This window comes from Sorangium sp. So ce363 (genome assembly GCF_051520435.1).
GTDB lineage: Bacteria > Myxococcota_A > Polyangia > Polyangiales > Polyangiaceae > Sorangium > Sorangium cellulosum_B.
Genome location: NZ_CP150333.1, coordinates 10357887 through 10370237 on the forward strand (window position 1 = coordinate 10357887; position 12351 = coordinate 10370237).

Below are 12351 nucleotides of genomic sequence, written 5' to 3' on the forward strand. Positions count from 1 at the left end.
GCTCTCGATGCTGTTCTGTCAGCCTGCCGGCAGCTGGACGCAGAATCGGCTCCCCCGCCCCTCGTTGTCCCTCACGTCGATCCTGCCGCCGTGCGCCTCGACGACCAGCCGACAGAACGTCAGCCCGAGGCCGCGGCCGGCCGCAGAGATCGCGCCCCCGTCGGCGAGCCGCGCGTACTTGTCGAAGATGCGGTCGCGCAGGTGGGCCGGGATCCCCAGGCCCTCATCGCACACGTTGAGCTCGACCCAGCCCGGGTCGAGCCACCGCGCCTCGAGGCGCACTGCGCCGCGGGGCGGGCTATGACGGAGCGCATTGTCGACGAGGTTCAGCAGGACGCGCCGCACGAGCTCCTCATCGGCGCGGAGAAGACAGCTCGGCATGGCGGGGCAGAGCTCGATTCGCTGCCCGCGCGACGCGGCGAGCGGCGCCAGGATCTCGGCCACACCTTCGAACAGCGACGCCGGGTCGAGCTCGGCGAGCCGCAGCACGAACATCCCGTGCTGGCGGCTCGCGACGTCGAGCAGGTTCAGCGCTGTGCGCTGGATGACCTCGGCCGAGGTGAGGACGGCATTCCATCGGCGCCGCTCCGGCTCCGGGAGATCCTGCTTTTTCAGGCGCGCCTGCGCGGCGAGGATGATGCCGGCGGCGGGGCTCCTGAGATCGTGCGCGAGGAACTCGCTCAGCGCCTCGTTCTGCCGGTGGAGCTCCTCCAGGGCCTTTTGCCTCTCCGCGAGGTCGCGGTTCGCCGCCTCGACCTCGCGCGTCCGCGCCTTGCCCTTCTCCAGGCCGTCGTGGAGCGCGACGTTCTCCAGGGCCACGGCGGCGCTGCCGGCGAGCGCCTGGAGCAGCGACACTTCGCTCTGCGGGATCTCTCGTATGGAGCTCCAGTAGGTCCCGATCGCCCCGAGCGGAGCGCGCGCGCGGATCGGCACCATGGCCATGCTCCGCACGTAGGTCGGCCGATAGGCGTCGATCGGGACGCGGGGATCGCGCGTGATGTCGCCGATGACCGCTGGCCTCCGATTCAGCATCACCCAGCCGCTGACGCACGCCGACATCGGAAACCGCTTCCCCTGCCAGAGCGGGGCGATCGAGTCTTCCTGCGCGTAGTAACAGAGGTCGCCGTCGCGGAGCACGAAGGAAGCGCCGTCGGCGCCCGTGAGGTCGCGGGCGGCCCGATCGACAATCTGCATGATCGCCTGGAGGTCGCGGGCCAGCGAGAGGTCCTGCACGACGCTGATGAGGCGCTCGCAAGGATGGAGTTGTCGGAAACTCGGGTCCGAGTCAGCGCATCTCTCGTGGCCCTCGGGTTCCATTCGGCAGGGTCTCTAACGCGCGCTGGCGCGCACGACAAGGCGAGCGCGACGCGTTAAACGACGTCCCCCAGCGCACGTCACCGCCAGTGTCCGCGCGCCCGCCTCGCGCTCGGCAGCCGTGCAGCGGCGGCCGCTCTCCACGCGGCGAGCTCCACGCCGACCTCTCGGCGGATGCACGCGCCCCCCCCCGAGCGCCGCGCCCGCTCGCGTCCTCGCACAGGCAGCAGAACGCTCCTTCCGCCAGAACCGCTGTCGGCCATCGCTTCATGCCGAGCGCGGAGGGGCGATGTGGTGGGGCAGCGGGCGCTCGCCATCCGACCGGGGTCGCGCGGGCCTCGATCCGCCGCAGCGCGTCTAGCGATGAGGCTGGCGTCTCGGCGCCCTCAAATGATATCACCACGTTACGGCTCGCCATGGTGCCAGGCTCGATGACCCCAGCGCCGAGAATCCGAGCAGCATCCCACCTCTTCGCACCCGGTGTCGGGACGGCGCTCACAGAGCGTTTGTTCACCCACCGTGACAGGCCTGGGGCTGGCGCGCCGAGGATCGTCGCTTCTGGCCCGTTGCAAGGATTCAATGGACGACAGGCTCGCTTCGCTCTCGTGTAAGACACTGCTCGACGGCACACCCACACCGCTGGCGTTGCTCTCCAGCGCGGGGGAGGTGGTGGCCTGCAACGCGGCCTGGGAGCGCTGCGTTGGCCCGTCCGGGCGGCTCCTCGAGCGCGTTCACGAGGACGATCGGGGCGAGCTGTCAGCCCGGATCACGGGCGCGCGCGCCGCCGCGGGCAGCGTCTCCGCCGCGGCGCGCGTCGTGGGCGCCCGCGGGGAGAGCGTCCCGCTGCACTGGACGCTGTGGCGAGCCGACGACACGGCGCTCTGGGCTGCCGTGAAGCCCGATCGCGGGGTGTGGGAGGACCAGGCGCGCATCCTCGTCGACGTGTTCCAGACGATGGATGCGATCGTCTGGTGGTGCGACCGGGCGGGCACGCTCCACGTCTCCGACGGCAACGGGCTCGAGAGCATGGGGCTCAAACGACATCAGCTCGTCGGAATGAACATGTTCGATCTCTACGGCGCGGACGCGGACATCATGGGCCTGTGCAAGCGCGTCCTCGAGGGAGAGCCGGTCCGCACGGACACCGTGGCCGGGGGCGTGCACTGGATCGTGCACTACGCGCCCCGCCGGGACGATGACGGCGAGATCGTGGGCGTCCAGACGTTCGGCATCAACCTGGCCGACGATGTCAGGCTCGCCGTGAAGGGGGAGCTGCTCCGCGCTTGCATCGACAGCATGCCCATCGCCATCCTGGCGTTCGACAGGGCCGGCCTCTGCGTGATCGCGCAGGGCGGGGCGCTCGCGCAGATCGGTTGTACGGAGCGAGGCGAGCTGGGCAAGCACATGCGCGAGCTGTGCGGCGACACCGAGGACGTGCGCGCTGCCTTCGAGCACGCCCTCTCCGGGGAGATCGCGCAGGTCGAGCAGGTCCGGCGAGACAGGATCTGGCGGACGAGGTTCGTTCCCCAGAAGGACGTCCTCGGGGAGACGACCGGCGTCGGCGCCATCTGCGAGGACATCACGCAGCAGCTCCGCGTCGAGCAGCAGCTCCGGGAGCAGCTGCGGTTGACGCAGGATCAGCAGGAGTCGATCGCGCGGCTGTCGAGCCCCATCATCGAGGTCTGGCAGGACGTGCTCATCGTCCCCTTGATCGGCTCGGTCGACGCGGATCGCGCGGCGATGGTGATGGAGTCGCTGCTCGCGAGCGTGGTGGAGAAGCAATCCGCCTTCGCCATCCTCGACCTCACCGGGCTCGATTCGGTCGACACGACGACGGCGCAGCACCTCATCAAGATCATCAATGGATTGACGCTGCTCGGCTGCAAGGGCGTGGTCACCGGCATCCGCCCGCCGGTCGCGCAGACGATGGTCGGCCTCGGCTTCGATCTCTCGCAGGTCAAGACGCTGCGCAGCCTGAAGGAAGCGCTGCGCTGGTGCATGGGCGCGCGCCGCCGCTGAGGCGCCGCGCCGGCCGCGCCGCCTGGAGCGCGGCTGAGGCGCCGCGCCGGCCGCGCCGCGTGGAGGGCGGTGCGGCGCGGCGCTGGCTCGACTCCGCCGCCTCGGCGGTGACTCAGTGGCTCGTCGGATCCGCGGGATCCGTGCCCGCGTCGCACTCATCGCCGTCGAGGAACCCGTCGCCGTCGCGGTCGATGCCGATGCGCGCGCCCGAGCCCGGCGGCACGCAGGTGTACGTCACCGGGTGCCCGGTGAGCGCGGCGAGCGAGCGCAGGACGAGATCGCTCAAGGGCGGGGCCGCGGCCCGCGCCGCGGTGAACTGGCCACCTCCGATATAGAGGAGGCCCGTCTCCTCGAGGAGGAACGGGAGCTTCGCCACGAGGTCGCACTCCCCGACCTCGGCGCGCTGGCGGAGCAGGTCGATGCGCGGCCAGGCCGCCGTGGCGTTGTGCGAGCCGAGCGTGACCTGCTGCCCGACGATGGGGGCGAGGTTCGTGTCGAACGCGAGCATGAACTCCACGGCCTGCTCGCGGAGGAGCTCGCCGGGCGCGCCGGGCGGGAAGCCGTTCGGCGAGAACACGCTCTGCTCGAACCCGATCGCCTGGTGGAAGCGGAAGAGCGTGTCCATCACGCCGTCGTGCATGAACCCGAAGCCGCGGATCTGGTCACCCTTGAAGTCGTTGTCTCCCAGGTGGAAGAGGCTCGGGACGGGGGCCATGCCGAACATGCCGATCTTCTGGTACATGTTGCGCAGGTGGGGGATCTTGAAGCTCTGGCCGTTCTCCTGGCCGATGCTCGCGCCGTCCGTCCCGAAGAAGCCAGGGAAATCGCTGGTACCGGCGTTCCCGTCCAGGTCCAGGGTATGGCAGGAATTGCACGAGAAGGTCCCGGCGCCGCCTTCGCGGAAGAAGTGATCGCGCCCGGCCTGTTGATCGGTGTTCAGCGAGTTGTCCAGGTTCCGGATCGGGTTCGGCGGATACGAGAGCTGGAGGATGAAGTCCGTGAACGCCTCCATGTCCTCGTCGGGGATGGGCGCGTGCCGGCCGAGCAGGTTGGTGAAGCCGCCCTGGAATTTCTCGAACGCCGCGCGCTCGTCAAAGGCCCCGCTGTCCGGCTGCGCGGTGGACGCGTCGTTGCCGCCCGTGCGGTCGCCGCGCCAGTGCATCGGGCCGTGGTTGGCCATGCCGCGCAGGCTCTGGGTCGTCATCGGCCCTTTCATGGGCTTCAGCGAGGTATCGGCGGGGAACGGCGGGTTGATGTTCGTGAACGGCCCAGGGTTCGTCACGGTGTCCCCGTCGGGGTTGCCGAGGTCCCATGCCAGGCTATCGAGGTCGCCGAAGACGTGGCAGCTCGCGCACGACGAGTCGCCGTGGGCCGACGAGAAGCTCGCGTCATGGAGGAACTTCCGCCCGCGGACCACGCTCTCCGGCTCGGGGTTGTGGAGGGCGATGTGCGCCGTCTCGGCGTTCGTGGTCGTGTTGACGACCGAGATGGAGTTGTCGAAGCGCGTGAGCACGTACAGCCGGCCGCGCGGCTGGTCGAGCGCTAGCCCGCTCGGCCCTCCGCCGGTGACCTGGATCTGGCTCGCGAGGCTCGGCGTGAAGGTGTCATTCTCGATCTGGGCCGTCTGGAAGACCCCGACCTTGCTCGACCCGAACGCCGCGACGTAGAGCTTCGATCCGTCGCTCGTCACCGCCATGTCGACCGGCGTGGCCAGGCTCTTCGCGTTCTCGGCGTTGGGCACCGGAGCGCAGCACGTCGAGTAATCGATGTGTTTGTTCAGGTGCCGCGGCAGGACCGAGCCGCCGCTGCCGAGCACGGAGATCCGGCTCTCGTGCAGGTGTCCCCGGACGCTCGTGCCGGCGAAGGTGCCCGGGCCCTCGAAGCGATCGAGGTTGAACGCCTCGGTGTTGGAGACGTAGACCTTCCCGTTCGCCGGGTTGACGACCATGTTGTAGAGGACGGTCCCGACGCCGGTGAAGAAGCCCGCGCTGCCGGGCCGCTGGACAGGGGGATTGGCCGTGGCGTCGATGACGAAGACGTCCTTGTCGGGCAGCGAGAACATGACCGAGTCGTCCCAGGGGTTGCCCCCGGCGTCGACCCAGTGGGTCCCGTCGTGCTGGACGATGAGCGACGTCGTCAGCTGCGGCTCCCCGAGGTAGTTGGTGAACGGCGGCAGCATCCCGCCCTCGTCCTCCACGATCGCGCGGTGCACGGCGGTCGTGCGGTTGCCGGTGTGGAAGCCGGCGGCGTACACCGAGGTCCCGTCCGGGCTGACCGCGAGCGCCCTCGGCGTGTCGGTGAAGAAGGAGAGGATCGTGAGGGGCGTGCCTCCGAGCGATGGTTGGGTCGCGACGGCGCTCGCGTTGAACACCCACACGTCGGCGCGGCCGACCCCGGGCGTCGTCAGCTGCGGATCGAACGGCGCGTTCTGGCCGCGGTGGGCGGCGGTGATGAACGCGCGCGACCGCCCGGGACCGCCGAAGACGATGTCCCGCGGCTCGTCCCCGACGAGGAGCGTGCGCACGACCCGCGGCCGCAAGGGGAACGAGACGTCGACGACGCTGACGCTATCGGAGAGGTGATTGACGACCCATACCTCGCCGTCGTTCCGCGCGGCGACGGCGACGGGCTCCAGGCCGACGGTCACGGATGAAATGTGTGTCAAACCACCCGACGAGACGTAGAAGATCTCCAGACGGCCGTCGGGTGTATTGGCCGCGAAGAGCAGGTGACGGCTTGGTGAGAGCGCGAGCGGTCGGACCTGACCGCTCTCGAAGAGGGTGTACGACGGAGCCGCCTCCGCGCTTGGTCCGACAGCGAGGCAAACGAGCGTGGCGGCGGTGAAGAGCAGGCGATTCTGGGAGCGCAGTGCACGATGTGGGCGCATACCGACCTCCTTGCCAGGGGGCTTTGGCAAAAGGACTCCTCAGTGTAGAAGTGCACGGTTATCCTTGAGGAATCAAGAACTTCCTGATGCCGTTGGTATGCTCCCTGTTGGGCAGCCAACAAGGGTGACGTCGTGATGCGGCCGTGTCGCGTTTGTCACGTATCTCGCCGTGTGTCTCGCCGCGTGTATGCGCGAATTGCCTACACGGTGGCCGCGTCAACGACTGTGGTGTGCGCCAGCGGAGGCGCTGAACTCAGGGGGCGGGATCGCCTGGGCCGAGCTCCGAGATCGCCTGGCGCACGACCCCGCCCCGGACCCAGACCCAGACCTCGCGGGCGTCCACGTAAGCGATGTCCAGGATGGTGGAGAGCTCGGGTGGCGTCGTGAACGACCAGTGATGGGCGTCGGACAGGCGGTAGACATGTATCAAGTTTTCGCCGATCGCATAGACCGCGTAGAAGCCTTCCCCGGCGGCCGAGATCCGGTATCCGATGCGGGGACCTGGCCGGCGGCTCTTCGGGACGAGGGCCTCGCTCGCCGCCGCGAAAGGGCTGGTCCAGAGGGTGGACGGCCCGTAGAGCTCGTCGTCCGAAGCCGGCCCCGCCTCCAGCCACACGAGCGTCTGCCCGTCGCTCTTGATGTCGGCGATGACCCGGGGCGAGGGCGCCCGGAGCAGCGGCTCGGCGGCGCGGGTCTGTCGGTTCCAGATCCACGCCTCCGGGGTGTTGACCTCGAAGAACGCCACGCCGACCGCGCTATCGCCGGCCGGAAACATCTGACCGAGCGACGGCGCGTCGCCGCCTGTTGTCAGGCCGAACACCCCGGCCTGATTGCTGTTCCTGTCGTAGATGGTGATCGTGCCGCCATCGAGACCCGATAGGACGAGGGTGTCGTCGCTCGCCTCGAGACCATGGCTCGGCATATCGACCGGGATGGGTTGGCTCGCGGTGGCGAGGTCGCCGTAGGCGGAGACGAGGTAGGCCGAGGCGGGCGCCTCGACGCTCACCCTCTGCGCGCCGAGCCATACCCGTTCATGGCCCACCGCGGGCACAGTCGGAATGCAGGTCTTGTGCCGCCAGGCGGCGAGCGGTTTCCCGTCGGTTTCGTAAACGCCCGTTCGTCGCTCGCCCAGGCGCCTGATGTACAACCCGACGCGGTAGCCGTCGTTCCAGCGCACCACGCTCGGCGACGCGGTTCGCGGATAGTCGTCGTGATCCCAGTCGATGGCGAGGGATGTGCACCCCGGAGCGCCCCCCGAGCACGGCTCCCAGCGCAACGGGGGCAGCGCCTTCTCCGGCTCGTCGGCGACGTCGATCTGGCACCCATCGAGCCAGCTCACCGCTCTCCAGGCGCTGTCGGCTGGATGCTCGGGCGCGTCGGACGTGGCGTCCGGGCCGGCGTCTCCCAGGACGCCGGCGCCGGTCGCCGCCTCGCTTGCCGTCCCCGACCCGCGCGTGCCGCCCTGAGCCGCGCCATCGGTCGTCGGGTGCCCGCCGGCGCCGTTGGCGAACGGAGGCTCTGGCGCGCCGGGAGAGCAGCTCGCCGCCAGGGCCGGCAGGGCGAAGAAGAGCGGCGCCGCGTGCGCCGCGAGACTGGCAAGGAGGTCGTGTCGCATGGCTCAGAAGATCGTGGGAATCTTGTTGGTAGCGGGCGTCCCGAAGCTGGCGAGCAACACCTGGGCCGTCGAAGCGACGTCGACCGAGGCCGCGCGGGTCAGGGCGATGGTGTGTACCCCCAGCATCGGAGCGCCGACGAGATGGTGCGCCACCTCCTTGTGCCCAGCGAACGAGAGGGCGCCCGTCGCGCTGATGGTGAACCTGGCGAACGCCGCTTCCGGGTCCGTGCTCGTCGAGCTCGCGGGCGCGGTCGCGGCGAGGACCAGGTCGCCGGCCTCACCCGGGACCAGCCAGTACCGCTCGAAATGGTTCCACCAGTCGGGGAGCTCCGCCAGCGTCTCGATCTCGTGGTTCGGCTTCCACCGCCGCAGCGTGATGGCCTTGCCGTCGTTGTCGATCAGGTAGACGAAGCGGTCTTCCAGGCGGAAGGTCGCGCCGAGCACGGCGCCTGGCCGGACGTTCCCTGGAATCTCGATCTCCGACCAGAGCGCCGAGTCCACGTCGAGCATCCAGGCCGAAGGGTTGGGCTGCGACCCTGCCTGACCATCTGTGGTCCCGCCGATGACGAAGAGCCGGCGATTGGTCGCCGAGAGCACGAGCCCCTCATTCCCCTGCAGCTCAGGTCCGTTCAACGGCCACGTGCTGCCCTGAACGCCGGCGAAAGGAACGACGAACGGCGCCCCGTCGTGCTCGGCGCCGAACACATGCGCCGCGAGCAGGCTGTCCCCCGCGGCGTCGAGCGCGACGCCTCTCAGGATCGTCTCGCCAGGGAGACGGTCCCGAAGCAACCGCCGGAGCGGCTCGGCGGTGGCGACGTATTTGAAGGTCCCGTTGGCGACATGGCGATAGAATTTTTCGGTGTCGGTGGTGATCCCGGGTACGAGCTTCAAGCCATTCGGCGTGGCCTGGTAGACCCGGCGCGTAGGATCATGCGGATCATCGATGTGGAATGTGTCGGCGAAGCTCAGCGGGCACTCGGGGCAGAACCTCTTCGTATCCAGGGTGATCGCACCTGGCTGGACCGGCGGACTGTCCACCGCGACGATGGACGCGTCGCCCGACAGGTAATAGTTGCCATACTTGATGGCCTGGGCCGTGTCGTATCCGGCCACCTGCGGGAGGTAGCTGGTCACGTGAACGAACAGTACCCCCTGGACCCAGCGGCTCGTGGGGCTCGTATGCACGAAGCTGGCGCCGAGATCGAGGAAGTCCCAGTCGACGGTCCTGTACAATTTATCCGGCGCCCCGGTGAACTGCACGCTGTGCAGCTTGTCGAGCGTCTTGCCGTTCGCCCACCCGCCGTCGGCGGAGCTCGGCCCGTCCGCGCGGGTAGAGAGCGGGTGCCAGTTGGGCAGCGAGGTGAAGTCCTTCGACAGTCGGCCGCAGCTGGTCGTCGAGTCCGTTTCGCACTCGAGCCGCCCCTCCAGAGTGCTCGTGTCGTAGAACGGGCACTCGCACCACCTCGCCCTGAGCGCTCCGGGCGTCCCCAGGACGTTGCCGCCGCTTCCTATCGTCGGCTTCAGGGTAATCCGGTTGCGCATCTCCCAGCGGCAGCCCCCCACAGCGGTGCACGTGGGCGAGGTGATCGGCAAGGGGGGGATTTCGGCCGCGGGCAGCGAGCCGCCGTCGGTCAGGGTCGCCCTTGGGCAAGGCACCGGGTCGCACGCGTTGGGGCGGAACGTGTCCTTGTAGAGCTGCAGATCGGCGGCGAGGGTCGGCGAGTCCGCGCGGATGATCGGCGGCTCGGACGCCTCCGGATAGCCGACGGCGATCTCCGCCTCGAAATTGCAGTTGGAGAGCGGCCCCGGCCCCTCGACGGACACCGTGCCGGGGCACAGGTCGCACGCGGCGCCGAGGCCGTCGCCGTCAGGGTCGTCGCCGGCGCCGATGGCCTGCTCCGGGTTGGCGATCGTCGGGCAGTTGTCGCACACGTCGATGATCCCGTCGACGTCCGTGTCCGTCTCGTCGCACTGGCCGAAGTTGTCGCACTGGTCGACGAACCTCGGGCACTCGCCGTCGAAGTTGCCCTTCGCGTCGATGATCTTGTTGCCGGCAGGGGTCGTCGCGCCGAGCAGGAAGTCCCGCGCTTCGCCGCTGTCGAGCGCGGCGAAGACGTTCTCCATGATGTACGTGCCCGGCAACACCGAAGCCATCGTCTTGCCGCTGACCGCGCCGCACAGCCGGCCTTCGTCGTCGAGGAGAGCTCCGCCGGAGTCTCCGTCGTAGCTCCCGTCATACTCCCAACAAATGAAAGGCCAGTTGATCAGCGTCCAGATCGTCTCGTCGTAGAAGATGTCGCCGTAGTCCTCGTGCGAGCGGTCGTACTCCACCGGATCGTGGCTGTACCTGCGCAGGGCAGGGACATCGGGGCAGACGACCAGATCGTCCGCCCCGCTCCCGAACCCCACGATGGTACCGTCGAAGATCGAGCCGCACGCATCCTCATCCGGGAGGTGGAGAGGCCTGGCCAGCGTGCGCGGGACGCGCGTGTCCAGGCGAAACACGGCGATGTCACGAGACCGCAGGTCGTCGTCGACCCAGTCGATCGGCACGGTAGACGGGACGAAGACCGGGCCCGACACCGCCGTGGTGTGCGGGAAGCTGAGCTGCGTGCTCTGGGGGTCCGCGGCCAATTCGACGATGAAGTTCCGGTTGATGGGATTCCCGTTCCCGTCGATGAAGCAGTGCTGCGCTGACACCACCCACTGCGGCGTGATCAGCGTCCCGCTGCAGAAGGGGAGGTTCGCCCCCACGTTGCTCAGACTCACGACGTAAGGATACTGGTTGCCGGTGTCCACGATGCCGTTTCCGACGGCGTACGCTGGACCGCTGAAGCACACGCCGAGCGCCGCGAGCGCGCCGGCGACCGACATCTTTTTCAAGCTCGTTCTCATTGACTGCACTGTTCCCTTCCCGGCAGCCGGGCGCTCAGGCGCCGTACCCCGGAGATCGCGGCTTCGCCGGTAGATCCCGGCGAGAGAGGTCGAGCGGCCATGGTGGGCGCAGGCGGCATCTCGCCGAATATCGCCTCCACGACACCGGCCAGCGTCCGTCTGCGCTCCCGCTGTGAGCGCCGGTAAATCCGCTGCCTGAACCGGCCTCCGCAATGACCGTGCCGGCCGGTGCGCTCCGGATCTCCGCCCGGCGCGCGGCCACGCCCACGGCGTCGCGCACCGCGGATGCGAGGAATACCGGCCGATGCGACGCGTTCTCCGCCACACGCCCGGCCGGGGCCCCGGCGGCGCCTCGTGGGTGGGAGCGGCGCTTGTCACGCTCTGGCCGTGACATGTCACGGCGGATGTCACGCCGGGGCCGTGACATGTCACGGCCGAGCTCCCGAGGAGCAGGCGCGCCGCCGGCCGCGACGCGGACGCCGCCGCGCGGAGCGCCTGGACCGCCGGCGCGGCTCGAGACTAGGATCGTCCCCCGTACACATCGAGCCTCGGGAGATCGCCATGTGCCGGAACATCAGGACGCTGTTCAACTTCGAGCCGCCGGCGACGGAGGAGGAGATCCGGGCGGCGTCGCTGCAGTTCGTGCGGAAGCTGAGCGGCTTCAACCGGCCGTCGCAGGCCAACGAAGCGGCGTTCGCGCAGGCCGTGGAGGACGTCGCGGCCGCGGCGCGCGTGCTGATGGCGTCGCTGTCCACGACCGCCGCGCCGCGGGACCGCGAGATCGAGGCGACCAAGGCGCGCGAGCGCTCGCGGCTGCGCTTCAGCCGCGGCTGAGGCGCGGGGCCGCCGCGCCGCGCTGGGGCGGCCCTCCGGCTATCGTGTCGTGCCGCGCGCCTTGCGCGCCGTGCTGCCGCGCCCCTTGCCCTCGCGGCGAGGGCCCGGCGCGGACGGCTCTCCTTGCCGTGATGGCGCCGCCTGCGGTGATTGCCCCGCCCTCGCCTCCCGGGCGCGCCGCTCCGGCAAGCACACAACGCGCGCGGCGATGGCCATGCCCTCGAGGAAGGCCTCGCGCGTCGCGGCGCCGTGCTTCAGGCCGCGCGCCGAGGAAACCAGGGTGTCCGCGAGCTGGCGCCCGGTGACCCCCGCGGGCTCGTAGGCGGCCGCGAGCCCGGAGGCGCGCAAGGCCTCGGCCACGGCCTCGACGAACCGCCCCTCGTGCTCGGCGACGAGGGGGCCGACGAGCTCGTTCGCGGCGGTCGAGAGATCCGCCGCGTCGGCCCCGAGCGCGCCGACGAACCGGCCGATCCACGCGTCGAACGCGGCCACGAGCCGCTCCTCCAGGGGGCGCTCCGCGTCGGCGAGCGCGGCCGCGGCCGCGGCGAGCGCGGTGTCGAGGAAGTACCCCACGGACGCGCGGAAGAGCTCCTCCTTCGTGGCGAAGTGGAGGTAGAGGCCCTGCCGCGAGACGCCCGCCGCGCGCGCGACCTCGTCCATCGACGTCTTCCGGAAGCCGAAGCGCAGGAACACCGCGAACGCCGCGTCCATCAGCTTGCGGCGGCGCAGATCCTCGGCGGGTCTGTCGGTGGAGCTCGGGCCGCCCTCGTTCACGATGGTCAATATT

General features: G+C 69.7%; 7 protein-coding genes. 2 read left to right on the forward strand and 5 right to left on the reverse strand.

The features are described 5' to 3' along the window. Positions 1-18: 18 nt before the first annotated feature. On the reverse strand, positions 19-1233 hold the full coding sequence (locus tag WMF12_RS38925) for an ATP-binding protein (RefSeq protein WP_437853348.1): 1215 nt from the start codon (positions 1231-1233) through the stop codon (positions 19-21). 660 nt (positions 1234-1893) lie between these two features. Between WMF12_RS38925 and WMF12_RS38930 the strand changes: the two genes are divergently transcribed. Next, positions 1894-3333 carry a PAS domain-containing protein gene (locus tag WMF12_RS38930; protein WP_437853350.1) on the forward strand — a complete coding sequence of 480 codons (1440 nt, stop codon included), beginning with the start codon at positions 1894-1896 and terminating at the stop codon, positions 3331-3333. 112 nt (positions 3334-3445) lie between these two features. On the opposite strand, the gene WMF12_RS38935 is transcribed toward WMF12_RS38930, so the two are convergent. The 3 genes from WMF12_RS38935 to WMF12_RS38945 all read right to left on the reverse strand — a co-directional run bounded on the left by WMF12_RS38935 (position 3446) and on the right by WMF12_RS38945 (position 10709). Further along, on the reverse strand, positions 3446-6220 hold the full coding sequence (locus tag WMF12_RS38935; RefSeq protein WP_437853352.1) for a hypothetical protein: 2775 nt from the start codon (positions 6218-6220) through the stop codon (positions 3446-3448). Positions 6221-6473: 253 nt separating this feature from the next. After that, positions 6474-7835, reverse strand: coding sequence for a hypothetical protein (locus WMF12_RS38940; protein ID WP_437853354.1), 1362 nt, complete (start codon positions 7833-7835; stop codon positions 6474-6476). A gap of 3 nt (positions 7836-7838) precedes the next feature. Then, on the reverse strand, positions 7839-10709 hold the full coding sequence (locus WMF12_RS38945) for a trypsin-like serine protease (protein ID WP_437873941.1): 2871 nt from the start codon (positions 10707-10709) through the stop codon (positions 7839-7841). Positions 10710-11291: 582 nt separating this feature from the next. Between WMF12_RS38945 and WMF12_RS38950 the strand changes: the two genes are divergently transcribed. Further along, positions 11292-11564: a DUF2277 domain-containing protein gene (locus WMF12_RS38950; protein WP_012240078.1), complete on the forward strand. Its 273-nt coding sequence runs from the start codon at positions 11292-11294 to the stop codon at positions 11562-11564. A 39-nt stretch (positions 11565-11603) separates the two neighbouring features. Here WMF12_RS38950 and WMF12_RS38955 read toward each other — a convergent pair whose 3' ends face one another. Beyond that, positions 11604-12338, reverse strand: coding sequence for a TetR/AcrR family transcriptional regulator (locus WMF12_RS38955; protein WP_437873942.1), 735 nt, complete (start codon positions 12336-12338; stop codon positions 11604-11606). Between the last annotated feature and the right edge of the window lie 13 nt (positions 12339-12351).

Coding starts and splice junctions, on each gene's coding strand:
- WMF12_RS38930 (WP_437853350.1), top strand. CDS start 1,894: ATGGACGACAGGCTCGCTTCGCTCTCGTGTAAGACACTGCTCGACGGC.
- WMF12_RS38935 (WP_437853352.1), bottom strand. CDS start 6,220: ATGCGCCCACATCGTGCACTGCGCTCCCAGAATCGCCTGCTCTTCACC.
- WMF12_RS38940 (WP_437853354.1), bottom strand. CDS start 7,835: ATGCGACACGACCTCCTTGCCAGTCTCGCGGCGCACGCGGCGCCGCTC.
- WMF12_RS38945 (WP_437873941.1), bottom strand. CDS start 10,709: ATGTCGGTCGCCGGCGCGCTCGCGGCGCTCGGCGTGTGCTTCAGCGGT.
- WMF12_RS38950 (WP_012240078.1), top strand. CDS start 11,292: ATGTGCCGGAACATCAGGACGCTGTTCAACTTCGAGCCGCCGGCGACG.